Annotated in this window: 23 protein-coding genes; 15 read left to right on the top strand and 8 right to left on the bottom strand. The window is 69.8% G+C overall.

All coding sequences use genetic code 11. The annotated features are described in order from the left end of the window. Positions 1 to 216: 216 nt before the first annotated feature. Entirely contained in the window at positions 217 to 1,431 is a 1,215-nt protein-coding gene (locus BAMB_RS03595) for an MFS transporter (protein WP_011656096.1), read from the bottom strand. A gap of 348 nt (positions 1,432 to 1,779) precedes the next feature. Here BAMB_RS03595 and xdhA point away from each other — a divergent pair, with 348 nt between their 5' ends. From xdhA to BAMB_RS03615, 4 genes are all read left to right on the top strand, one after another. Further along, positions 1,780 to 3,342 carry a xanthine dehydrogenase small subunit gene (xdhA, locus tag BAMB_RS03600; protein WP_011656097.1) on the top strand — a complete coding sequence of 521 codons (1,563 nt, stop codon included), beginning with the start codon at positions 1,780 to 1,782 and terminating at the stop codon, positions 3,340 to 3,342. 18 nt (positions 3,343 to 3,360) lie between these two features. Beyond that, entirely contained in the window at positions 3,361 to 5,724 is a 2,364-nt protein-coding gene (gene xdhB / locus BAMB_RS03605) for a xanthine dehydrogenase molybdopterin binding subunit (protein ID WP_011656098.1), read from the top strand. A gap of 84 nt (positions 5,725 to 5,808) precedes the next feature. Continuing rightward, the gene (gene xdhC, locus BAMB_RS03610) at positions 5,809 to 6,471 is read left to right on the top strand and encodes a xanthine dehydrogenase accessory protein XdhC (RefSeq protein ID WP_011656099.1); all 663 of its coding nucleotides are present in this window, start codon (positions 5,809 to 5,811) and stop codon (positions 6,469 to 6,471) included. A 96-nt stretch (positions 6,472 to 6,567) separates the two neighbouring features. Next, positions 6,568 to 6,969 (top strand): polyketide cyclase, encoded by a 402-nt coding sequence (locus tag BAMB_RS03615; protein WP_011656100.1) that lies wholly within the window; start codon positions 6,568 to 6,570, stop codon positions 6,967 to 6,969. A gap of 42 nt (positions 6,970 to 7,011) precedes the next feature. Here BAMB_RS03615 and BAMB_RS03620 read toward each other — a convergent pair whose 3' ends face one another. The 3 genes from BAMB_RS03620 to BAMB_RS03630 form a co-directional block, all read right to left on the bottom strand. Further along, entirely contained in the window at positions 7,012 to 7,959 is a 948-nt protein-coding gene (locus tag BAMB_RS03620) for a LysR family transcriptional regulator (RefSeq protein ID WP_011656101.1), read from the bottom strand. A 68-nt stretch (positions 7,960 to 8,027) separates the two neighbouring features. After that, complete coding sequence (locus tag BAMB_RS03625) at positions 8,028 to 8,666, bottom strand: 2-hydroxychromene-2-carboxylate isomerase (protein ID WP_006752404.1); 639 nt, start codon at positions 8,664 to 8,666, stop codon at positions 8,028 to 8,030. 91 nt (positions 8,667 to 8,757) lie between these two features. Next, positions 8,758 to 10,230: a TAXI family TRAP transporter solute-binding subunit gene (locus BAMB_RS03630; RefSeq protein WP_011656102.1), complete on the bottom strand. Its 1,473-nt coding sequence runs from the start codon at positions 10,228 to 10,230 to the stop codon at positions 8,758 to 8,760. 464 nt (positions 10,231 to 10,694) lie between these two features. Between BAMB_RS03630 and BAMB_RS03635 the strand changes: the two genes are divergently transcribed. Together BAMB_RS03635 and BAMB_RS03640 are read left to right on the top strand one after the other, a co-directional pair. Next, entirely contained in the window at positions 10,695 to 11,060 is a 366-nt protein-coding gene (locus BAMB_RS03635; protein WP_006759602.1) for a BON domain-containing protein, read from the top strand. Positions 11,061 to 11,308: 248 nt separating this feature from the next. Next, positions 11,309 to 13,396 (top strand): D-(-)-3-hydroxybutyrate oligomer hydrolase, encoded by a 2,088-nt coding sequence (locus tag BAMB_RS03640; protein WP_011656103.1) that lies wholly within the window; start codon positions 11,309 to 11,311, stop codon positions 13,394 to 13,396. A gap of 217 nt (positions 13,397 to 13,613) precedes the next feature. Here BAMB_RS03640 and BAMB_RS03645 read toward each other — a convergent pair whose 3' ends face one another. From BAMB_RS03645 to BAMB_RS03660, 4 genes are all read right to left on the bottom strand, one after another. Next, positions 13,614 to 14,402: a sulfite exporter TauE/SafE family protein gene (locus BAMB_RS03645; protein WP_011656104.1), complete on the bottom strand. Its 789-nt coding sequence runs from the start codon at positions 14,400 to 14,402 to the stop codon at positions 13,614 to 13,616. 346 nt (positions 14,403 to 14,748) lie between these two features. Then, on the bottom strand, positions 14,749 to 15,483 hold the full coding sequence (locus BAMB_RS03650; protein ID WP_011656105.1) for a DsbA family oxidoreductase: 735 nt from the start codon (positions 15,481 to 15,483) through the stop codon (positions 14,749 to 14,751). Between the two features lie 93 nt (positions 15,484 to 15,576). Next, positions 15,577 to 16,371 carry a helix-turn-helix transcriptional regulator gene (locus tag BAMB_RS03655; protein ID WP_011656106.1) on the bottom strand — a complete coding sequence of 265 codons (795 nt, stop codon included), beginning with the start codon at positions 16,369 to 16,371 and terminating at the stop codon, positions 15,577 to 15,579. Next, the gene (locus tag BAMB_RS03660; protein WP_011656107.1) at positions 16,368 to 17,330 is read right to left on the bottom strand and encodes an ornithine cyclodeaminase family protein; all 963 of its coding nucleotides are present in this window, start codon (positions 17,328 to 17,330) and stop codon (positions 16,368 to 16,370) included. Before BAMB_RS03660 ends, BAMB_RS03655 begins: the two co-directional genes overlap by 4 nt. Positions 17,331 to 17,710: 380 nt before the next feature. On the opposite strand from BAMB_RS03660, the gene BAMB_RS03665 reads away from it, so the two are divergent. From BAMB_RS03665 to groES, 9 genes are all read left to right on the top strand, one after another. Beyond that, entirely contained in the window at positions 17,711 to 18,490 is a 780-nt protein-coding gene (locus BAMB_RS03665; RefSeq protein WP_011656108.1) for an ABC transporter substrate-binding protein, read from the top strand. Between the two features lie 67 nt (positions 18,491 to 18,557). Then, positions 18,558 to 19,802 carry an NAD(P)/FAD-dependent oxidoreductase gene (locus BAMB_RS03670; RefSeq protein ID WP_011656109.1) on the top strand — a complete coding sequence of 415 codons (1,245 nt, stop codon included), beginning with the start codon at positions 18,558 to 18,560 and terminating at the stop codon, positions 19,800 to 19,802. A 271-nt stretch (positions 19,803 to 20,073) separates the two neighbouring features. Beyond that, positions 20,074 to 20,433, top strand: coding sequence for a COG4315 family predicted lipoprotein (locus BAMB_RS03675; protein ID WP_041491095.1), 360 nt, complete (start codon positions 20,074 to 20,076; stop codon positions 20,431 to 20,433). Positions 20,434 to 20,476: 43 nt separating this feature from the next. Beyond that, a complete protein-coding gene (locus tag BAMB_RS03680; protein ID WP_011656111.1) occupies positions 20,477 to 20,992 on the top strand; it encodes a sigma-70 family RNA polymerase sigma factor in 516 nt (171 codons plus the stop codon). Next, on the top strand, positions 20,992 to 21,774 hold the full coding sequence (locus BAMB_RS03685; RefSeq protein WP_041491096.1) for an anti-sigma factor family protein: 783 nt from the start codon (positions 20,992 to 20,994) through the stop codon (positions 21,772 to 21,774). The genes BAMB_RS03680 and BAMB_RS03685 overlap by 1 nt, the downstream gene beginning before the upstream one ends. 28 nt (positions 21,775 to 21,802) lie before the next feature. Further along, positions 21,803 to 22,225: a quinol oxidase gene (locus BAMB_RS03690; protein ID WP_011656113.1), complete on the top strand. Its 423-nt coding sequence runs from the start codon at positions 21,803 to 21,805 to the stop codon at positions 22,223 to 22,225. Next, entirely contained in the window at positions 22,222 to 22,854 is a 633-nt protein-coding gene (locus BAMB_RS03695; RefSeq protein ID WP_011656114.1) for a LolA family protein, read from the top strand. Before BAMB_RS03690 ends, BAMB_RS03695 begins: the two co-directional genes overlap by 4 nt. Before the next feature lie 44 nt (positions 22,855 to 22,898). Further along, entirely contained in the window at positions 22,899 to 23,408 is a 510-nt protein-coding gene (locus tag BAMB_RS03700; protein WP_011656115.1) for an SRPBCC family protein, read from the top strand. Between the two features lie 372 nt (positions 23,409 to 23,780). Further along, entirely contained in the window at positions 23,781 to 24,074 is a 294-nt protein-coding gene (gene groES / locus BAMB_RS03705) for a co-chaperone GroES (RefSeq protein WP_004186661.1), read from the top strand. Positions 24,075 to 24,108: the final 34 nt, after the last annotated feature.

A 24,108-nucleotide genomic window follows, 5' to 3' on the forward strand; every position in this document is an offset into this window, starting at 1 on the left:
GCATGCGCGGGAAGGCGCGGCTGCGATTCTCGATGTCGAAACGGCCGGAGGCGCAGTGCTCCCGGCGCGGCGACCATGCCTGGCCCCGATCGTGCCGAACCGAACCGCTCGCTCAGGGGCGCCGCCGCGTGCCGGCGTCATCCCCAAGCTACCCGCGTATGGCGGGACTTCAATCTATTGCCGCGTTGAACGGCACTGCCGGTGTCGCGACACGGCTCACGCCGCCGCGCCGCTCCCCGCGACCCGCGCCTGCCGCTGATACAGCACCATCGACAGCGCGACACCCGCCGCCGCGGCCACGGCCGCGAACAGGAACACCTGCGGATAGCCGAACGCGCCCGCGATATAGCCGGCGAGCGGCCCGGTAATGCCGAGCGACAAGTCAAGGAACACCGAGTACGCGGACAGCGCCGCGCCGCGGCTCGCGGGCGGCACGAGCGCGACGGCCTCGACGCCGAGCGCCGGGAAGATCAGCGCGAAGCCGAAGCCGGTCAGCGCGGCGCCGGCGAGCGCGACGTGCGGCACGGGCGCGAGCCACAGCAGCAGGAGGCCCGAGCATTCGAACGCGAACGACACGATCGCGACGCGGAAGCCGCCGTAGGTCTTGATCGTGTTCGCGAACAGCAGGCGCGCGCCGATGAACAGCGTGCCGAACACGGTCAGCGACAGTGCGGCGTTCGGCCAGTGGCGCGCCGCGTAGTACAGCGTGACGAAGGTCGCGATCGAGCCGAAACCGGCCGAGCCGAGCGCGAGGCCGAGGCCGTGCGGCAGCACGCGGGTGAACACGCTCGCATACGACATCCGCTCGCCATGCACGAGCGGCACGGCATCGATCAGGCGTGCGAGGTAGAAGCCGATCGCGGCGAGCGCGATCACGATCACGCCGATCAGCGCCGGGTTCAGCGTATGCGCGATCGCCACGCCGACCGGTGCGCCGAGCGCGAGTGCGCCGTAGGTCGCGATGCCGTTCCACGAGATCACCTTCGCGTTGTGCGCGACGCCGACCCGGCCAATGCCCCACAGGATCGCCCCCGTGCCGCACAGGCTTTCGCCGACACCCAGCACGAGCCGGCTCGCGACCAGCAGCACGAGGCTCGCGACTGGCCAGTGGGCCAGCAGCAGCGCGACGAGCAGCAGCACGCCCGACACGCCGCAGCCGATCAGCCCACGCAGCACCGTCTGCTTCGGCCCGAGCGTATCGGCGAAGCGCCCCGCGAGCGGGCGCGAGGCGAGCGTCGCGAAATACTGGACGCTGATCGCACCGCCCGCGACGATCGCGGAAAAGCCGAGATCGTCGTGGACGAAGCCCGGCAGCACGGCGAGCGGCAGGCCGATGGTCAGGTAGCAGATGAACGTGAAGCTGACGACGGACACGATTTGCAGCGTGACCGCGAACCCGCTGCGCGGCGGTGTGGCGGAATCGGTTGACATGGGGTCGGAACGAATGAGCGAAGCGGAGCGGAAGTTGGCGTAAAACGGAATCGGGATTTTCCCATGGAACCGGTTTTCACGCAGGTACCGCTTAGTTCAGCGCGCCCCGTTTCGTCGCCGACGGAGCGCCGGCGGATAGGCGCGGGCCGACCCGAAACGCAAGCGGGGCAACGCCGGAGCGGGGCGGCCGGGCGGCTTTGTCGCTCATATCGCGGCAGTTATATGGGCCGCATGCGTGATGGGCTATGGGTTGGGAAATTTGATGGTGATAGCGTGCAAACTGTCAGATAAACGTCGGTCGAGCGCCCTGCGCAGGCCGCCTTGCCCCCCTTGAAGAACGACAGAGACATGAGTGAGCCGATCCGCTTCTACCATCGTCACGCGGTCCGCGAAGTCAGCGGCGCGGACGTCACCCGCACCGTGCTGCAGTACCTGCGCGAGGATGCGCACTGCACCGGCACGAAGGAAGGCTGCGCGGAAGGCGACTGCGGCGCGTGCACGGTCGTCGTCGGCGAGCTGACCGACGCGGGCACGGTCGCGTTCAAGGCCGTCAACGCCTGCATCCAGTTCCTGCCGACGCTCGACGGCCGCGCGCTGCTGACGGTTGAAGACCTGCGCCAGCCGGACGGTTCGCTGCACCCGGTGCAGCAGGCGATGGTCGATTGCCACGGGTCGCAATGCGGGTTCTGCACGCCCGGCTTCGTGATGTCGATGTGGGCGTTGTATGAGAAGCACGGCCACGAGGGTTGCGGCAGCGCGTGCGCGAAGGCGAAGGACGTGCCGACGCGCACCGAGATCGCCGATGCGTTGACGGGCAACCTGTGCCGCTGCACCGGCTATCGCCCGATCGTCGACGCGGCCGTCCAGATGTTCAATGCGACCGGCGAAGGTGCGTCGCAGCCGGTAGCCCCGGTCGACACGGCCGCGCTTGCCCGCACGCTCGCGTCGCTCAAGCGTGACGACACGTTCGACTACACGACGAGCGACGGCGCGCGCTTCGCGGCGCCGCGCACGCTCGACGCACTGGCCGCGCTGAAGATCGAGCGGCCCGACGCGCGCATTCTCGCGGGCAGCACCGACATCGGCCTGTGGGTCACCAAGCAGTTGCGCCGGCTCGACGATCTGATCTACGTCGGCCAGATCGCCGAACTGCAGACCATCGCGCACGGCGACGACTGGATCGAGATCGGCGCGGGCGTGACGCTCGAGAACGCGTATGCGGCACTCGCCGGCACGTATCCGGAGCTGACCGAGATGTGGAAGCGCTTCGCGTCGCTGCCGATCCGCAACGCGGGGACGATGGGCGGCAACGTCGCGAACGGCTCGCCGATCGGCGACTCGATGCCGGGCCTGATCGCGCTCGGTGCGCGCGTCGTGCTGCGCGGCGGCGACACGGTGCGCGAGCTGCCGCTCGAGGCGCTCTACACCGGCTATCAGCAGAAGGACATGGCGCCGCACGAATTCGTCGTCAGCCTGAAGGTGCCGACTCGCACCGGCGCGCGCGCGAAGCTGCAGTTCCGCACCTACAAGGTGTCGAAACGGTTCGACTCCGACATCTCGGCTGTGTGCGCGGCGTTCGCGTTCATCGCGGACGGCGACACGATCCGCGAGCCGCGCATCGCGTTCGGCGGGATGGCCGCGACGCCGAAGCGCGCGACGCACACGGAAGCCGTGCTCGACGGCGCGCAGTGGCACGAAGCCACCGCGCAGGCCGCGATGCAGGCGCTCGAGCGCGACTATCAGCCGCTCTCTGACATGCGCGCGACGAGCACGTATCGCCTCGATGCCGCAAAGAACCTGGCGTATCGATTCTGGCTGGAGACGCGCCCGCACGACCCGCTGCCGCCGCAAGCCGTGAATGTGCGCGAAGTGGCCGCCGAAGCCGGCGCCGACGCCGACGCGCGCGTCTGAAGACGGAGAACACCGAACATGAACCAGCAAGCAGAACCGTTCCTGAACACCCTCGACCAGCAAGCCGACGCCGCGCAGGTGCACATCTCGCGTCCGCACGAATCCGCCCATCTGCACGTGAGCGGGCGCGCGACCTACACCGACGACATCCCGATCGTCGCCGGCACGCTGCACGCGGCGCTCGGGTTGTCGGCCAAACCGCACGCGAAGATCGTGTCGATGAACTTCGATGCGGTGCGCGCGACGCCGGGCGTGGTCGCCGTGTTCACGGCCGACGACATCCCGGGCGTCAACGACTGCGGCCCGATCATCCACGACGACCCGGTGCTCGCGAAAGGCATCGTGCAGTTCGTCGGCCAGCCGATGTTCATCGTCGTCGCGACGTCGCATGACATCGCGCGGCTCGCCGCGCGCCGCGCGCAGGTCGACTACGAGGAGCTGCCCGCGATCCTGACCGCGCAGGAAGCGCGCCAGGCCGAAACCTACGTGATCCCGCCGCTGAAGCTCGCGCGCGGCGACGCGGCCGCGCGCCTGGCTGCCGCGCCGCATCGCGAGTCGGGCGAGATGCTGCTCGGCGGCCAGGAGCAGTTCTATCTGGAAGGGCAGATTGCCTACGCGGTGCCGAAGGACGACGACGGGATGCACGTGTACTGCTCGACGCAGCACCCGAGCGAAATGCAGCACCTCGTCGCGCACGTGCTCGGCGTCGCGTCGCACAACGTGCTGGTCGAATGTCGCCGGATGGGCGGCGGCTTCGGCGGCAAGGAATCGCAGTCGGGCCTGTTCGCATGCTGCGCGGCGCTCGCCGCGTGGAAGCTGCTGTGCCCGGTGAAGCTGCGCCCGGACCGCGACGACGACATGCTGATCACCGGCAAGCGGCACGACTTCCATTACCGCTTCGACGTCGGTTACGACGACGACGGCCGCCTCGACGGCGTCGCGCTCGAGATGACGTCGCGCTGCGGCTTCTCGGCCGACCTGTCGGGCCCGGTGATGACGCGCGCGGTGTGCCACTTCGACAACGCGTACTGGCTCGGCGACGTCGACATCGCCGGCTACTGCGGCAAGACCAACACGCAGTCGAACACCGCGTTCCGCGGCTTCGGCGGCCCGCAGGGCGCGTTCGCGATCGAGTACATCCTCGACGACATCGCGCGCGCGCTCGGCCGCGATCCGCTCGACGTGCGCTACGCGAACCTGTACGGCAAGACCGAACGCAACGTGACGCCTTACGGGCAGACGGTCGAGGACAACGTGCTGCAGGAGCTGCTCGGCGAACTCGAGACGACGAGCGACTACCGCGCGCGGCGCGCGGGCGTGCGCGACTTCAACGCCCGCAACACGGTGCTGAAGAAGGGCATCGCGCTCACGCCGGTGAAGTTCGGCATCGCGTTCAACGTCACGCACTTCAACCAGGCCGGCGCGCTGGTGCACATCTATACCGACGGCTCGGTGCTCGTGAACCACGGCGGCACGGAGATGGGGCAGGGGCTCAACACGAAGGTCGCGCAGGTCGTCGCGCACGAGCTCGGCATCCGCTTCGGCCGGATCCGCGTGACGGCGACCGACACGAGCAAGGTCGCGAACACGTCCGCGACGGCCGCGTCGACGGGCTCCGACCTGAACGGCAAGGCCGCGCAGGATGCGGCGCGCCAGCTGCGCGAGCGGCTCGCGGTGTTCGCGGCGAAGCAGTTCGGCGACGGCAAGGTCGATGCGGCCGACGTGAAGTTCGGCAACGACTTCGTGTGGGTCGGCGGCGCGAGCGTGCCGTTCGGCGAGGTGATCGCGAAGGCGTATCTGGCGCGCGTGCAGCTGTGGTCCGACGGCTTCTATGCGACGCCGAAGCTGTACTGGGATCAGTCGAAGCTGCAGGGCCGGCCGTTCTACTACTACTCGTACGGCGCGGCCGTGTCGGAAGTCGTGATCGATACGCTGACGGGCGAGATGCGCACGCTGCGCGTCGATGCGCTGCACGACGTCGGCGCGTCGCTGAACCCGGCGCTCGACATCGGCCAGGTCGAAGGCGCGTTCATCCAGGGGATGGGCTGGCTCACGACCGAGGAGCTGTGGTGGAACGCGGGCGGCAAGCTGATGACGCACGCGCCGTCCACGTACAAGATCCCGACGGTCAACGACACGCCGCCCGAGTTCAACGTGCGGCTGTTCCAGAACCGCAACGTGGAGGACAGCATCCATCGTTCGAAGGCCGTCGGCGAGCCGCCGCTGCTGCTGCCGTTCTCGGTGTTCTTCGCGGTGCGCGACGCCATTGCCGCGGTCGGCGACTATCAGGTGAATCCGCCGCTCGACGCGCCGGCCACCGGCGAGTCGATCCTGCGTGCGGTGAACGCGGTGCGTGCGGCAAGCGCCGCGCGGGCAGGTTGAGATGAAACGACGCCCATGCTCACTTCATTCGCTGCTTCCCGAGGAGGCGGTCAGCCACCTTGGGCCGGCTCGGCGGAGGCTGACATGAACGCACCTGTTCCCTCGCCGAATGCCGCGTCGCATGCACCCGTCGCCGGGTGCGACGGCGCGTGCGGCGCATCACCCGCGCAGACGTTCGCGCAAGGCACCGGCCGGCGCAACCGCGCGAGCGCCGCGCCGCCGCCGATGCACATCGTGCTGTTCGGCGCGGGGCATGTCGGCCACGCGCTCGTCACGCTGCTCGGCGCGTTGCCGTGCGTCGTGCAGTGGGTCGACACGCGCGACGAGCTGTTCCCGGACGAATGTCCGCCGAACGTGCAGCCGGAGCCGACCGACACGCCCGAGGCCGTCGTCGACGCGGCGCCGCCTGGCGCGTACTTCCTCGTGATGACGCACAACCACGCGCTCGACTTCTCGCTCGCCTCGCAGATCATGCGGCGGCGCGACTTCGCGTACTTCGGGATGATCGGCTCGCGCACCAAGCGCGTGAAGTTCGAGCGCCGGCTCGCCGCGCGCGGCGTCGATCCGGCGCGGCTCACGGAGATGGTGTGCCCGATCGGCATCGCGGGCATCGTCGACAAGGCGCCCGGCGCGATCGCGGTGGCCGTCTGCGCGGAACTGCTGCAGGCGCGCTCGGGCACGCCGGTGGCCGATGTGAAGGCGACCGCGGCCGGCCGCGTGCGCGACGACGTAAGCTGCGCGCGGTAACGACGAGGGCCGCTGCACCCGACGCGCGCTCGCGCATTTTTGCCTACACTGCACGGATCGCGCGGCATCGGGCCGCGCGTCTTTCGTGCAGGTACCATGTCCGATCATCAGGTCTATCTCGACGCGCTCCATTCGAGCCTCGTCGCCATCGAGCGCTGGCTGTCCGGCGCCGATACCGCGCCCGCGGCGCTCGATGCGCTGCTCGCGCCTTTCTCCGCCGATTTCACGATGACCATGACCGACGGTCGCGTGCTCGACCATGACGGCACGCGCGCGCTGTTCGCGAAGCTGGGCGGCGCGAAGCCGGGGCTGCGCATCGCGCTGTCGGATATCCGCGTGCTCGCGGCCGACGCGTCGCATGCGGTGCTTACCTATCTCGAAGCGCAGCAGGCGGCGTCGGGCGAGCTGCCCGCGCGTCGCGCGACCGCCGTGTTCGAACGCGACGCGGCAGGCGTCGTGCGCTGGACCCATCTGCAGGAAACCTTCTGCACGGCCTGAGCGGCCGCGTCGCATGCGCGCGCGCGGGCCGTCCCGCGCGAGTCAGCGCTTGCGGCCGCGCGCGGCCGTCAGCTCGTCGGATACGCTCTGCATCAGCGCGCACAGCCACGCGATGTCGGTCGGCCGATCGGGCTGCGGGTGTGTGAGCAGGTAGCTCTTGATGCGCGGGAACGGCACGGGCGGCGCGACGACGACGAGCGGCAGCAGCTGCGCATAGTGCGTCGCGAAGCGGCGCGTCGTCGTGAAGATCAGGTCCGACTGCAGCAGCACCTGCGGCACGATCCCGAAGTACGGCAGCGTCGTCACGATCCGTCGCGTGAGGCGCGCGCGTGCGAGGCCGATCTCGATCGCGTTGCGCTTGTCGCCGGTGTACGGCGTCGGCGCGACGTGCGCGGCCGATGCGTACGCTTCCCGCGTGAGCGGCTCGCGTGCGAGCGGATGCGCGTCGCGCATCAGGCACACGATCGTGTCGGAGAACAGGTCCTGGCGCGCGAAGTGCGGGTCGGGCTTCGGCCAGTTGCCGATCACGAGGTCGAGCGCGCCCGATTCGAGCGCCCCCGCGTGGTCGAGCGCGGGATTCAGCGAATCGATTTCCAGATGCGCGTGCGGCGCCGCGTCGCGAAAGCGCTCGATCAGCGTCGGCATGAAGAAATCGTTCAGGTAGTCGGGCGCGGCGACGCGAAACGTGCGCCGCGCGGACGACGGATCGAAGTCGCCATGCGGCGTCGCGATGAAGTCGACTTCGCGCAGCGCGCGCGACGCCGCACCGAGCAGCGACGCGCCGTATTCGGTCGGCACCATCCCCGACTTGCCGCGCACGAGTATCGGGTCGTTCAGCGTCTCGCGCAGCTTGCGCAGCGCGGTACTGATCGCGGGCTGCGTCTGGTTCAGCCGCAGCGCGGCCTGCGTGACGCTGCGCTCGATCAGCAGCGTGCGCAATACGCGCACGAGCCAGATATCGAGCGAGGCGGTACGGTCGTCGTCTTCCATCGGGGCGGGCTGATTCGGGGAAGCGTAACCTTACCGCAGCCGCGCGTCGCCGTGCGTGATACCGGCCATCACACGCGGCCCTTCGGCAGCGTGCTGATCCGCTTGACCTCGCGCGACTCGAGCCAGTTCGGCGTGCGCGCGCAGTACAGCACCATCGGCAGCGCGTCCTCGCCCCAGAACAGCTGCTGGTTCATCCAGAAGGTCGGGACGCCGAACACGCCGAGCGCGATCGCGTCGTCGGTGTTGCGGCGCAACTGCGCGCTCGTTTCCTCGAATTCGATCAGCTCGTCGCCGTGGCTCACGCCGACGCGTTCGCACAGCGCGGCGAAGCCGTCCGGCGTCGACGGATCGTTGCCGTCGTGCCAGATGAAGCGGAACATTTCCAGCACGGTCGCGATATCGGCGCGCAGCGCGAGCGCGAGGCGCAGCACCTTGTCGGAATCGAACGGATGGGCGGGCGGCATCTTGAAGCGGATGCCGAGCTGTTCGGCGCGAAACAGCGCGTGGCGGTACGTGAACACGCGCTTGGCCGGTACTTCGGCGCTCGGGCGTTGTCCCCAGTGACGCTGCAGGTCGAGCAGCGACACGGCGACGGGTTCGAACGGCACGTCGGGCCATTTGTCGAGCTGTTCGAGCAGCAGATAGGAGAACGGCGACACGAAGTCGTAGAACCACGCGGGTTGGGCAGTATCGAGGCCGGTTGTCATGGCGATCTCCAGAGGGTGGGGCGTGCGCGCCTGGCGGCGGCCTTCATGTTGCGCGGTGGCGCGGATGCAGCAATGATCGCGGATCGGCCGCTTACGCGGAACCGGGAGTCGCCCGGGGGGGCGCGCCGGCCGGCGGCGACGCCTCCGCGGTTCGCGCCGTCGTGGGCGGGCCGGCGCCGGGCGTGCCCGACGTGCCTGACGTGCCGGATGCGCCCGACGCGGCGTCGTGCTCGTGCGCGGTGAGGCGCTCGCGCACGAAGCCGATGTGCTCGCGCAGCACGTAGAACTGCCCCGCGTACGCGAGCGGCATCTTCATCCGGTTCACGGCTTCTTCAATGTCGTCGAGCTCGTCGAGCAGCTGGACGCGCTCCTCGGCCGTGTGCTCGCCGAGCGCGCGGCGTTCGAGCGCGATCAGCGCGCCGTACCAGCGGTAGATGCGCGAACGCACGCGCCAGCCGTACAGCGACGGCACCAGCCGCAACCCGGGAATCAGCACGACGATCAGCGGCACCAGCACGACGAGCATCCGGTCGACCAGACTCGCGACCCAGAACGGCAGCCGCCGGTACAGGAAGGTCTTGCCCGACTTGTAGTAGCGCGCCGCGTCGTCCGACAGCGGGAAGCCGCGCGTGACGGCCGACGGGAATTCGCCCGCGTGCTGCAGGATCGTCGCGTGGCCGTGCACCTCGCGCGCGGCCTCGATCAGCAGGTCGGACAGCGCGGGATGCAGCGTGTCGCGCGCGACCAGCTCGATCGTTGGCGCGACGGTGTGGATGTCGGCGGGCGGCAGGTTGCGGCCGAGATCGTAGACGCCCATCGGCAGCGTGATCGCGGTCAGGTACGGAAAGCGCCGCGCGTACGCCTCGGCCTGCGTGAACGAGTACACGTGCACGCCCGGCGCGCGGAACAGCTTCGCCATCACCGGGATCTGGGTCGAGTCGCCGGACAGGAACGCGGCGTCGATCTTGCCGTCGAGCAGCGCGGTCGCGGCGTCCTCGCCGGCGGTCGGCAGCAGCTCGGTCGCGCCGCCCGGCACGATGCCGTTCATCTTCAGCAGCGCGAGGCTCAGTTCGCGCGCGCCGCTGCCCTCCGCGCCGAGCGCGAGCCGCTTGCCCTTGAAGTCGGACAGGCGGGCGACGATCGGGCCGCGGTACATGATCGCGAGCGGCACGTAGCCGATGCTGCCGAGCGAGACCAGGTGCTCGTCGCGCTCCTTCGGGCCGATGCCGCTCTGCACGAAGCCGACGTCGACCGGCGCGTTCGGGTTCGACAGCCGCTCGAGGTTCTGCGCCGATCCTTCGGACGACTCGACGTCGAGCGTGACGCCGTTCTTCGCGAGGATCGCCTTGTATTTCTGCGCGGCGTTCCAGTAGGTGCTGCCGGGCGGCCCGGACGAAATCACGAGCGTGGACGGCGGCGCCGGCTGGATCAGCTTGACTGCGAGCCAGACCGCCGTGCCCGCGAGCAGCACGGTGGGGCCGATCGACAGCGCGAGGTCGCGCCACGACACCGCGACGAAGCGGGCGAGGATGCGGCGGGGCGGGCGAGGGCTGGCTGGCTTCATGGCGGCGGCGGATGACACGGGCGTGACGCATCGCTGACGGCGGGCTCGGGCGCTGCACGCGATGCATGTTCTGGCGGCGATGGTACCCGGTTTCCCCTGACGTGCGCGAATCCGCCGCCGTGTCGCGCGGGCTTGCCCGGCCGGCCACGACGGCCGGCGGTGTGCGGCGGCGCTCGCCCGCGCGTCAAAAGCTTTGCGCTTCGGCGGGCGCTGGATTACATTGTGCGACGCAGCCGCGCCCGATTCGCGCGCGACCCGGCACGCAATGAGACCGGGCGCGTCCGGCCGGCGGCTGCCCGGCCCGGCCGGCCCGCACTCGCGCGCGCCGGTTGCCGGCCCGTGTCGCCTCTCTCGCATCGCCGTGGAAATCATCGGCCGTCCCGCCCGTTCGCGCGCGGGCCGGCTGCCATTGGGGGTATCCGGCCGTACTGTGCACGGCCGTTCAGGAGTTATAAGGAGATAGCATGAAGTCGATCGTGTTGAGAGCGTTGGGTGTTGCGGCCGTGGCGGCCTGTCTGACGGGCAGCGTATACGCGCAGTCCAGCGATACGGCGGCCACCGAAGCGCCGGCCGCGGCAGCGAGCTCGCCGAAGGCGGCGGCCAAGACCGCGAAGAAGGCGAACCGCAAGCTCGGCTACGCGGTGCGCAAGGCAATCACGAAGGCAGGCGGCATCGACGTGGCGAACCTCGTCGTGCGCTCGAAGGGCGGCGCGATCACGCTGGAGGGCACGGTGCCCGACCAGGCACAGATCGACAAGGCGGAAGAGGCAGCGAAGGGCGTGAGCGGCGTGACGTCGGTCTCGAACAAGCTGACGGTTCAGCAGCAATAATGCCGGGCGGGCGGCGCGCGAGCGCCGCCCGCGCCTGCTTTCAGACGGGCTCCGGCATGCCGGGGCCCGTTTGCGCCGCAGCGTGCCCCAGCTGTCGCTGCGCGCCAGCCCTCAGGGAGAGCATTTCCCAGGGGGACTGCCTTCGGGGCGGAATATCAGGAGCGGCCCGGTGTTTTCCCGACAGGCCGCGAGCCGCGCACGACGCAGCGGCGCAGCGATAGCGATATCCATACTGATAGGGGGCGGCAATGACGACGCACGGGTGGGGCACTCGGATTCTTCTCGGCGCGGCGCTGGCCGCGCTCACATTGCTCGGCGGCTGCAACGACGCCGATTCGGGCGAGCGCAACCGGTTGCCCGGTTTCGTGTCCGGCAGCGTGCGCACGACCGCCTATGACGGCACGAGCGACGACCTGCTGACGGCTGGCCTCGGCAAGACGGGCCTCGCCTCCACGGCGCCCGCGTTCGCGAATCCGTCCCGGCCGACGAGCGCCGAGCTGCGCCGGCTCGCGATCTGGTCGAACTACCGCGCGCTCGTCGACATGAGCGCGAACGGCGGCTACGGCCGCTTCTGGGGGCCGAACGTCGACCTCGACGGCAACGCCACGCTCGGCGAAGGCAAGATCCCCGGCACCGAATATCTCGCGTACTCCGACGACGGCAGCGGCCGCAAGAACGTGACGCTGCTCGTGCAGGTGCCCGCCAGCTTCGATCCGAAGCAGCCGTGCATCGTCACCGCGACGTCGTCGGGGTCGCGCGGCGTGTACGGCGCGATTTCGGCGGCCGGCGAGTGGGGCCTCAAGCGCGGCTGCGCGGTCGCATACAACGACAAGGGCGGCGGCAACGGCGCGCACGAGCTCGGCTCCGACACGATCACGCTGATCGACGGCACGCTCGCCAACGCGGTGCTCGCCGGCAATGCCAGCCTCTTTACCGCGAACGTGACGAGCGGCGACCTGGCCGCGTTCAACGGCCGCTTCCCGAACCGCTACGCGTTCAAGCACGCGCATTCGCAGCAGAATCCCGAGCAGGACTGGGGGCACGCGACGCTGCAGGCGGTCGAATTCGCGTACTGGGCGCTCAACGAGCAGTTCGGGCCGGTACTCGACAGCTCGCATCACGGCGTGCGCTACCACCCGGGCGACATCACGACGATCGCCGCGTCCGTCAGCAACGGCGGCGGTGCGGCGCTCGCGGCGGCCGAGCAGGACACGCGCCGCTGGATCACCGCGGTCGTGGTCGGCGAGCCGCAGGTCAACGTGCGGATGTCGCCGAACGCGATCGTGCGCGAGGGCGGCCAGCCGGCACCGTCGTTCGGCCGGCCGCTGGCCGACTACGCGACGCTCGCGAACCTGCTGCAGCCGTGCGCGGCCGCGTCCGCGTCGCTCGCGGGCGAGCCGTACCTGAGCGGGCTGCCGGCCGCCACCACGCAGTCGATCCGCACGCAGCGCTGCGCGACGCTCGCCGCGGCGGGGCTCGTGTCGGGCGCCGACACGCAGAGCCAGGCCGCCGACGCGCTCGCGCAGCTGCATGCGGCCGGCTATCTCGCCGATTCCGACCTGCTGCAGGCGTCGATGTGGGATTCGCAGGCGATTCCGGCGATCGCGGTCACCTATGCGAACGCGTACACGCGCTCGCGCGTGACCGACAATCTGTGCAATTTCAGCTTCGCGACCACCAGCGCGCCGACCGGCACGGTCGCCTCGCCCGCCGCGTCGCCGATGCCGGCCATCTTCGGCGTCGGCAACGGCGTGCCGCCGACGGGCGGCATCGACCTCGTGTTCAACACGGGCGCGGGCGTCGATCACCGGCTCGCGACCCCCGACGCGAGCTTCGCGGGCGCGCTGTGCCTGCGCCAGCTGTGGACCAACGGGATGCTCGACATGCCGGCGAACGTCGACGCCGTGCGCGTGAACGCGAACCTGCAGGGCAAGCCCGCGATCATCGTGCAGGGCCGCAGCGACGCGCTCGTGCCGGTGAACCACGCGTCGCGCGCGTATGTCGCGCAGAACAGCATCAGCGAAGGCGCCCGCAGCCAGCTCGTGTTCTACGAGGTGACGAACGGGCAGCACTTCGACGCGTTCCTGCCCGTCGCGGGCTTCGATACGCGCTTCGTGCCGGTCCACTACTACAACGTGCAGGCGCTGAACCTGATGTGGCGCCATCTGAAGAACGGCGCCGCGCTGCCGCCGTCGCAGGTGATCCGCACGGTGCCGCGCGGCGGCACGCCGGGCGCCGCACCGGCGCTGACGAGCGCGAACCTGCCGCCGATCGCGACGTCGCCCGGCGCGAACGCGATCACGGCCGGCGCCGGCGCGATCGACGTGCCGCTCTGAGGGCATTCGCCGCGCCGCAGTCATGAAGCCGGACGGTCGTCCGGCTTTTTCTTTTTCCGCGTCGGGAATCGACGACGGCATCGTCGCGAACCGTACCGTGCTGCAGCGCGTGCTGAAGCTTGCAGGCCGGTCGGGCCGTGTTTTTATGGAAAGGGTGCCGGCGCGCGAGGCGCCGCAAGCAGCGCGTCCCGCGCCGCGGGAACCGCCGGCCGCGTCGTTACGCGAGCACGAGCCGTATGCCGACCGCGACGAGCGTCGCGGCGAGCAGGTTGCGCAGCAGCCGCTCGGGCGCGCGCGCGGACAGCAGGCTGCCGAGCACGATGCCGGGCAGCGAGCCGAGCAGCAGCGACAGCAGCATCGACCAGTCGACCGAGCCGAGCAGCCAGTGGCCCATGCCCGCGACGAGCGTGAGCGGCACCGCGTGCGCGATGTCTGACCCGACGATGCGGGTGGTCGCGAGCGCCGGGTACAGCAGCAGCAGCACGGTGACGCCGATCGCGCCGGCGCCGACCGACGTCATCGACACGAGCACGCCGAGCACGGCGCCCGTCAGCACGGTCGACCACAGCGTGCGCGCCGGGCTCGGCGCGAGCGGATTGCGCGCGGCGAGCGCGGTGAGTTGCGGGCGGAAGATCAGCGCGAGCGACGTGAGCAGCAGCGCGATGCCGAGCACCAGCTGGATCATCCGCGCGGTGCCGGGCGAATTCACGCCGTGCGTGTGCAGCACCCACAGCGTGACGGCCGCGGCCGGGACGCTGCCGGCCGCGAGCCGGCCGGTGATGCGCCAGTCGATCGACCCCTTCAGCCCGTGGACGAGCGTGCCGGTCGCCTTGGTCGCGGCCGCGTACAGTAGGTCGGTGCCCACCGCCGTCGCGGGGTGGACGCCGAACAGCAGCACGAGGATCGGCGTCATCAGCGAACCGCCGCCGACGCCCGTCAGGCCGACGAGAATGCCGACGAACAGGCCGGACAGGGAGTACAGCAGATCGATATGGGGGAGCGACATCGGAAGCAGGCGGTTATGCGGCGTTCGGCGGTGGCGCGCGGCTGCGGCGCGCGCATTCAAAGTCCGCCATTGTCGCAAAAGTGGCGCGTTGGTGTACGACTACGTTAAAAATCGGCCGGGAAGGGCCGCCGGGCGGCCCGTTCGCGGTGGATGAAACGTGCGTTTGAACGGGCGCCGGGCCCGACAGGGCCGCGCGCCGGTATCCGCGAGCGGGTGGCCCGGCAGCCTTCTGATAGTGCTTTGAGAGGCTGAATGGCAGACGTCATTCGCGCGCGCTTCCTGCCGGTTCATGGCAGGAGCGACGCGTAGCGGCTGCGCGTGTCGCGCGGCGCCCGACGCCCGGATGTCAGCCGCGCGGCGGCAGTTCGCAGCCGTCGGGGCCGCACGCGGCCGCGTCGTCGCCGGCCAATTCGACGATCGCGCCGTCGCGCCACGCCTGCTCGAGCGCCTGCGCGAACACGTCGGCCGGCTGCGCGCCCGACACCGCGTAGCGGCCGCCGAACACGAACAGCGGCACGCCGCGTCCGCCGATCTGCGCGGCCCGCGCGATGTCGGCCTCGACTTCGTCACGGTATGCGTCGCTGCGCAGCACGGCTTCGACGGCCGAGCGCTCGAGCCCCGCTTCGACCGCGAAGTCGATCAGCGCCGCGTGGTCGAACAGCGAGCCGTGTTCGCAGAAATACGCGCGGTACAGGCGTTCGGTCAGCGCATGCGCGCGGCCGGTCGCTTCCGCGAGCTTCACGAGCCGGTGAGCGTCGAGCGTGTCGCCGACGGACGTGCCCGGAAGGTCGTAGCGCAGCCCGACGCTCGCGGCCGCGTCGGTCACCTGGTGCAGCATCTGGTCGACCTGCGCGGGCGACATTTGGTATTTGCCCGCCAGCATCGCCTCGACCGGTTCGACCGGCTGGCCCGGCATCAGCCGGTACGCGCGCAGCACGACGTCGACGTGCCCGGCGTGCGCGAACGCGGCGAGCGCCTCGTCGAAGCGGCGCTTGCCGATCCAGCACCACGGGCAGATCAGGTCGGACCAGATTTCGACGGTCAGGGTGGGGCGGGCGGTCGGGGCGGGGGTGGTCGTCATGGGGAAGTCGCGGTGGCAAATAAATGTAACTGCGACTATATCACTTTATGCCGCAGCGCTTCGTGAGGGCCTGGCACGGGCGGAACGGGCCCCTTACGCGTCGCCCTGCGTTTCCTTCAGATGCTTCAGGTGCTTGTAGACGGTCGCGCGCCCCATCCCGAGCACGTTCGCGACGTAGTTCGCGGCGCTCTTGCCGCGGAACGCGCCTTCCGCATGCAGTGCCTCGACGAGTTCGCGCCGGTGCTCGCGCGTGAGGCCGTTCAGGCCGACCTGCCGTTCGCGCAGCCAGCCGTGCAGGAACGTGTTGATGCGCTCCTGCCAGTCGTCGCGGAACAGCTCGTCGGGCTGCGCGACGATGCCCGCGCCCTTGATGAACACATCGAGCGTCGCGCGGACATCGTCGAACACCGCGATGTTGAAGTTGATGCACATCATCCCGGCCGGGCGGCCTTCGTCGTCGAACAGCACGTTGCTCACGCAACGCATCCGCCGGCCGTCCCAGTTCAGCTTCTCGTACGGGCCGATCACGCGCTCGCGCGCCGAATGATCGATTTCCTCGAGCGCCGAGTCGTCGCCAACTTCGCGCTTCGACAGGTTGTTCGCGAGGTACAGCACGGTCTGGTCGTGCAGGTCGTGGATCACGACTTCCGCGTACGGGAAGAACAGCGCCGCGATGCCATCGGCGATCGGCGCATAGCGGGTGAGCAGCAGGTCTTTGACGGGGGATTGCTTCTTGCGCATCGGAATCGCCATCTCGGGTGAGCGGGGGCCGAGCGGTGCGTGGGCGCGGCGCGCCGGCGTACCGTCGACCGGCATGTCCGTGCGCCCGCGCGCTGCCGCCGCGGTGGTTGCGCCATTGTATCGGCCCCGCGTGCGCGTGCTGCTCATGCGCGCGTCAGATGCGTGTACAGCGCGTGCGCGATCGCGATGTCCTCGAGGCCGAGGCCGATCGAGCGGAAGAACGCATGACGCGTGCGCGACGGTGCCGCGCAGGTGCCGGCGACGAGCGCGGGCAGGTCGCCGACGATCCGCTCGTGCGTCCAGCCGTGCGCGGCCGCCGCGATCTGCATCTCGCCCGCGCTCGCGGGCGTCGTGTCGCGGTAGTCGCAATACACGTCCATGTCGGGCAGCCACGCGGGCGGGATCTCGTGCGCGCGCGCGACGTTGGTGCTGATCGACGTGACGAGCGCGGGGCGCGTGAGCACGCCGTCCGCGAGCACCGGCGTGCCCGACGACGTGCACAGCATCACGACATCGGCGTCGCGCACGCATGCTTCGACGCTGGCGGCCGGGCGGGCGCGCGGATCGATCCGCGCGAGCGTCGCCTGCAGCGCCGGGTCGCCGCCGAGCGCGGGCGAATGCACGCTGATCGAGGCCCAGTCGCGCAGTGCCGCGGCGAGGCGCAGATGCGCGAGGCCGACCGCGCCCGTGCCGATCACGGCGAGCCGGCGCGCGTCGCGCGGCGCGAGGCAGTCGACCGCGAGCGCCGTCGTGCCGGCCGTGCGCTCGACCGTCAGCAGCCCCGCGTCGCACCACATCAGCGGCTGGCCGGTGCGCATCGACATCAGCGCGGTCCACGCGGTCACGATCGGTTTGTCGCCCGTCACGACGTACGGCGACAGCTTCGCGCCGAACACCTGCTCGTCGGCGAGCGCGCCGAGATACGTGATGAAATCGCCGGCCTGTTCGGGGAACAGCGTGAGGGTTTGCGGCGGCTGCACCGCGCGAGCCGACGCGAGCGACGCGAACATGCGGCGCAGCGTGCCGAGCACGTCGAGCGACGGCAGCGCCGCGCGCACCGCGGCTTCGTCGACGGTGAGCGGCAGGGTCGGGGCGGGTTGCGTCATGGGACTTCTCCGGTCGGGGCCGGACAGGACTGTCTCGATCGAGCGCGTCCGGCAGTGTTCGTGATGGATTAAAAGTCTAATATAGACGAAGGTGGTCGGGTGAGTTTTTCTTTGTAGGACGCGTGCGCAAGGAAAAACATAGATAAATCAAAGGGGTTTTGCGCCAGCGACGGTATGGCGACGGACAGCGTCAGCACCGCGATTATCGTATCCCCTATAGTCTATAGTAGACTAAGAGTCTATATTTTGCGTGCGGACCAGCGTGTCGCCGCACGGCGGCCGGCTGCATCGCAAGCCGATCCGGCGCGGGCGCAGCGCCCGGCAACGGCGTCGCGCGACCGGTCTTCATCGCCTCAATCCGGAATCGAAGGACATCCGTCATGAACTGGAAGCTTTCCCTCTGCGCCGTCGCGGCGCTCGCGTGCGCGGCCGTCACGGCCCACGCGGAACAGACCACGCTGCGCTTCGGGATCGAAGCCGCCTACCCGCCGTTCGAGAGCAAGTCGCCGGCCGGCCAGCTGCAGGGCTTCGACGTCGACATCGGCAACGCGGTGTGCGCGAAGCTGAACATGAAGTGCGTGTGGGTCGAGAATGCGTTCGACGGGTTGATCCCGGCGCTGCAGGCGCGCAAGTTCGACGCGATCAATTCGGCGATGAACATCACCGCGAAGCGCAAGCAGAGCATCGACTTCACGCCGGCGATCTACGTCGTGCCGATCGTGATGGTCGCGCACCGCGGCTCGCCGCTGCGGCCCGATGCCGCGAGCCTGCGCGGCAAGCACGTCGGCGTGCTGCAGGGCTCGTCGCAGGAGGATTTCCTGAAGGCACACTGGGCGAATGCGGGCGTGGCCGTCGTGTCCTATCCGGACCAGGACCAGATCTACGCCGATCTCGTCGCCGGGCGTCTCGACGCGGCCGTGCAGGAAGCGCAGACCGCGCAGGACGGCTTCCTCGACAAGCCGGCCGGCCGCGACTACCAGATCGTCGGCGAGCCGCTGAAGGATCCCGCGACGCTCGGCGAAGGCACCGGCTTCGGGATGCGCAAGGGCGACAAGGCGCTGCAGACTAAGATCGCCGGCGCGCTCGACGCACTGAAGAAGGACGGCACGCTGAGCGCGCTGTCGCAGAAGTACTTCAAGCGCGACATCGTCGCGAAGTAAGCCTGGCCGCGCGCCGGCCGCCGTGCCGGCGCGCGTCGCACCGAATCTCGACGCAGTACGGGGAAGCATGGATTTCGACGTCATCGTTCTGGGGGCCGGCATCGTCGGCGTGTCGTCGGCGCTGCATCTGCAGGATCGCGGGCTGCGGGTCGCGCTCGTCGACCGGCGCGCGCCCGGCGAGGAAACGAGCCACGGCAATGCCGGGCTGATCGAGCGCTCGTCGGTCGTGCCGTACGCGTTCCCGCGCCGGCTCGGCACGCTGCTGCGCTACGCACGCAACCGCTCGGTCGATCTCTATTGGGACTACAAGGCGCTGCCTGCGTACGCGGGCTGGCTCGCGCGCTTCTGGCGCGAATCGTCGCCGCAGCGGCTCGCGGCTGCCGCGCGCGACATGCTGCCGCTTGTCGCGGCGAGCGTCGTCGAGCACGACGCGCTGCTCGCGCGCACCGACGCACAGCCGCTCGTGCATGACGGCGGGTGGCTCGAGGCGTTCCGGTCGCCCGCGCTGTTCGATGCGGAAACGCGCGCGCAGCAGCGGGTGGCCGACGCGCACGGGTTGCGGATGAGCGTGCTCGACGCGCGCGCGCTGCGCGAGCGCGAGCCCGGCATCGGCGACGCGTTCTGCGGCGCGTTCCACTGGCAGGATCCGAAGACGGTATCGAGCCCCGGCGGCCTCACGAAGGCGTACGCGCGGCTGTTCGAGCGCGACGGCGGCACATTCGTGCACGGCGACGCGACGACGCTCGCGCAGGTGCGCGACGGCTGGCAGGTCGATACCGACCATGGGCTGATCTCGGCCCGGTTGGCCGTGGTCGCGCTCGGGCCGTGGTCCGATCACGTGTTCGCGCCGCTCGGCTACCGGATTCCGCTGCGCGCGAAGCGCGGCTATCACATGCATTACTTGCCGACCCGCGCGCCGCTGAACGTGCCGGTGTGCGATACCGAGGCGGGTTTCGTCGTCGCGCCGATGGAGGGCGGCCGCCTGCGGCTCACGACCGGCGTCGAGATCGCGTTGCGCGACGCGCCGCCGACCGGCGTGCAGCTCGCGCGTGCCGAGCCGCTCGCGCGCGACGCGTTCGGCATCGGCGAGCGGCTCGATTCGGCGCCGTGGCTCGGGATGCGGCCGTGCACGCCCGACATGCGACCGGTGATCGGACCGGCGCCGCGCCATCGTCATCTGTGGTTCGCGTTCGGCCATTGCCACCACGGCCTCACGCTCGGCCCCGCGAGCGGACGGCTGCTCGCCGAAATGATCACCGGCGCGCCGACCTACATCGATCCCCATCCGTACCGGCCCGCGCGTTTCGGCTGAGCCAGTAGCCGGGTGACGGCGCCGCGCGTGGGGCGTTGCAGCGCACAACGCGGCATGACGGCAAGGTCATGCCGCGTTTTTCTTTGGATTCCCGATGGGCTTGTTGGACGAATGGCGGGCGATCGGCGCGCTGCATGGAATAACCGCCCGCGGCCGTCCGTTTATATACCGAGTCGCGGCGCAATCGGGCAGCGGGATAATGAACATGACGAAGTTTTTCGACGCCCGTCCGGCGGTGCCGTGCCGTAATGCCATGCCAAGGAGAACGGGAATGAAGACGATGCTGTTCGCCGTCGCGCTGACGGCCGCGATCGCGCGGCCCGCGGCCGCCGAGCCGCCGCAGGCCGGCAACGGGAAACTGGTCGACGAAGATCACATGACGCTGTACGTGTTCGATCACGACGCGCCGGGCAAGAGCACCTGCACCGGCACCTGCGCGGCCAACTGGCCGCCGGCGCTCGCCGACGCATACGACAAGGCGTCGGGTGCGCTGAGCCTCGTCACGCGCGACGACGGCAAGAAGCAATGGGCGTACAACGGTCGCCCGCTGTATCGCTGGAAAATGGACCACAAGGCCGGTGACGCGGGCGGCGACGGGATCGGCGGCATGTGGCACGTCGCACGTCCCTGAAAAACGGACTGACTGACGGCGCGGCGACGCGCGAGGCATCCGGATGAGCTACGAATCGGACCTGCTGGTGTGGCTGCCGCATCTCACGCGCTATGCGCGTGCGCTGACGGGCGACCGCGCCTGGGCGGACGATCTCGTGCAGGACACGCTCGAGCGCGCGCTGAACCGGCCGCCGCGCGACGGCGGCAACCTGCGCGCGTGGCTGCTGACGCTGCTGCGCCACCGTTTCATCGACCAGTTGCGCGCGCGGCACGAGATCGCGGTCGACGACGCGACCGCGCCATGGCAGACGATGGCCGCGCCCGCCGACGAGATCAGCGGCCTGATGCTGCGCGACGTGCAGCGCGCGCTGTACCGGCTGCCGGTCGAACAGCGCGAGGTGCTGCTGCTGGTCGCACTGGAGGAGTTGAGCTATCGCGACGCCGCACAGGTGCTCGGCGTGCCGGTGGGGACGGTGATGTCGCGGCTGTCGCGGGCGCGTGAACAGATGCGTGCGTTGCTGTCCGGCGAGCCGCCGGCGCACGGCACGGCCACGTTACGGGTGATCGGGAAGACATGATGGACGACGATCCGCGCAAACCTTCGAACGATCGGGACGATGCTGCATCGGCCCAGCTGCTGTCGGCGCTGCTCGACGGCGAGCTGTCCGGGCAGGAGCGCCGCGAGGTGCTCGAGCGGCTGGAGTCCGATCCGCGGGAAGCCGACCGGTTCGCGCATTACGGCGCGCAGCGCGACGCGTTGCGCGCGCTGTTCCCGCTGCCGGGCGCCGCATCGGCATTGTTCGTGCAGCGGCGCGCGTCGCGTCGGCGCGTGGTTGCCTATGCGTTCGCGGGGCTGGCGGCCGGGCTGGTGCTCGGCATCGCGCTGCACGCGGGCTGGACGGCGTTCGGCGTCGAACCGGCATTCGCCGCGCGCGCGGATGTCGCGTATGCCGTGTACGCGGCCGATCGTGAACACCCGGTCGAAATCGACGCCCGCGATCCGGCGCGTCTGGCCGGATGGCTGTCCGCGCGTCTCGGTCGGCCCGTGCGCGCGCCGTCGCTCGACGAATACGGCTACGCGCTGCTGGGCGGGCGGCTGCTGCCGGGCGACGCGGGGCCGGCCGCGCAGTTGATGTACCAGCGCGCGGACGGCGCGCGCGTGACGCTGTACATGACGGCCTACGATGCGCGGCGCCTCGCGCCGCAGGCGATGTCGGCGGACGGACGCTACACGTATTTCTGGTCGGATCGCGGCATGGGCTACGCGCTGTCCGGCCGCGGCGACGAACGGCGCCTGCGCGAGCTCGCGATCGACGCATGCGGCGCGCTCGGCGGGCCGACCGACGCATGGAAGGGGTGACGCGCGCGGCATCGGCAAGGAGCAGAAGATGAACGCGAAGAAGACGGCGATGATGGCGACGGTGGTAGCGGTGCTCGCGGGCGCCGGGCTCGCGCGGGCGCAAGGCGACGCCCCGGTGCGCGTGCCGGTCGACGCCGACGGCGTGCAGCGGGTGACGATCGTCGGCGGCAGCTATTTCTTTCGGCCGAACCACGTGATCGTCCGCGCGCATGTGCCGGTCGAACTGACCGTATCGGCCGAACCGGGCCGCGTGCCGCACAGTTTCGAAATCGACGCGCCGCAGGCCGGCATCGCGGTGCACACCGACCTGGCCACGACCCCGCGCACGTTCCGCTTCACGCCGACGCAGCCCGGTCGCTTCGCCTACTATTGCACGCATCGGCTGCTGTTCTTGCGCAGCCATCGCGAACGCGGCATGGAGGGCGTGCTCGACGTCGAGGCGGCGCCATGATTGCCGCATTGCTGGCCGCGAGCCTGATAGGAGCGAGCATGACAGCCGACCCGGTGACCGTTGCGCAGGCACATTTCGACCAGGTCCGCTCGTACCGCGCGACGATCCGCTCGTCGGCGCGAAGCGGCGAGCGCACCGAATTCCACTATGCGTACCTGAAACCCGGTTTCGTCCGGATGGACTTCGTGTCGCCCCATCGTGGCGCGGTGCTCGCGTACGATCCCGGCGACGGCAAGGTCCGGCTGCGCCCGTTCGGCGAGCATGCGCCGCCCGCGCTGAGGCTATCGCCGACCAATCCGCTCGTGCGCGACCGCAGCGGTCATCGCGTCGACCGCTCGGACGTCGGCGAGCTGCTGCGCAACGTGCATGCGCTGCAGCAGGGCGGCGCGACGGTCACGGAGGGCGAGGAGACCATCAACGGGCGGACCACGCTGCGCGTGTCGGTGACGGGCGCGCCCGCGCACGCGGTCGACGGCGTGCATCGCTACCGGCTGTGGCTGGACACCGAGGACGGTTTTCCGCTGAAGGTCGTCAGCTTCGCGGACGGTGACGGCGACCCGCTCGAAACGGTGACGCTCGACGACGTCGAGATCGACGTCGCGTTTCCCGCCCGCTTCTTCGCGCCCTGATCCCTCATCCCTGATTCCTGATCCCGACTCATGCCGGAGGCTGCATGGCGGAATACCGGTTTTCGACGACGTGGCGCGTGGACGCGCCGCTCACGGCGGTCTGGGACGCGATCTACCAGGTCGACCGCTGGCCCGACTGGTGGAAGAGCGCGGTACGGACCGTCGAGATCGAGCGCGGCGACGCGCGCGGCGTCGGCGCGCTGCAGCGATACACGTGGAAAGGCGCGCTGCCGTACCGGCTGACCTTCGACATGCGCGTGCTGCGCGTCGAGCGCCCGCATGTGCTCGAAGGCCGCGCGAGCGGCGCGATCGACGGCGACGGCCGCTGGTCGTTCAGCGGCGACGGCACGCGCACCGTCGTGCGCTACGACTGGCACATCCGCACGCGCGAGCGCTGGATGAACTGGCTGGAGCCGCTCGCCCGCCCGCTGTTCATCTGGAATCACGACGTCGTGATGCGCGAAGGGGCGAAAGGGCTCGCGCGCCTGCTCGGCGCGACGGTCCAGACCGACGGCCGGACGTACCAGCCGGTCGCGGGCTGTCCCGACATGTGACGATCCGGCCCCGGACAGGGGGCCCCGGCGCCGCCCAAGCGGGTCTTTTTATGTGGTGCCAGACGATCGCGGGAACTCGGTGCTTACCCCGTGTCAAAGCGGTGCGCGGGTCGGGAAATCCCGCATCTGCCGGCCCCCGGCGGGCAGTGTTGATGCCTACTTGATTGTTTCAAAAGGATTTTTCAATTCGATCCCCGTTTTTCCGTCGTTTCGGCCCCCGCGAAAAAACCTCCGGTTTCCCTTCTTGAATTTGTCAAAACCCGTCCATATAATTAGCACTCGCTGCACGAGAGTGCTAACAATTCTCTGCCGGGCGACCCGCCGGGCAGATTCCCTAAGCGTTCTTCAATCTCAGTCAAGAGAGGAGTGAATATGAACCTTCGTCCTTTGCACGATCGCGTGATCGTCAAGCGCCTGGATCAGGAAACCAAGACCGCCTCGGGCATCGTGATCCCCGACGCAGCAGCTGAAAAGCCGGATCAAGGCGAAGTCCTGGCCATCGGCCCGGGCAAGCGCGACGACAAGGGCGCACCGATCGCACTCGACGTGAAGGTCGGCGATCGCGTCCTGTTCGGCAAGTACGCTGGTCAGACCGTCAAGGTCGACGGCCAGGAACTGCTGGTCATGCGCGAAGAAGACATCATGGCCGTGGTCAACGCGAAGTAAGCGTCCACTGACGGTACATATTCCCAAGAATTCA

This window comes from Burkholderia ambifaria AMMD (genome assembly GCF_000203915.1).
In the GTDB taxonomy this organism is placed as follows: Bacteria; Pseudomonadota; Gammaproteobacteria; order Burkholderiales; family Burkholderiaceae; genus Burkholderia; species Burkholderia ambifaria.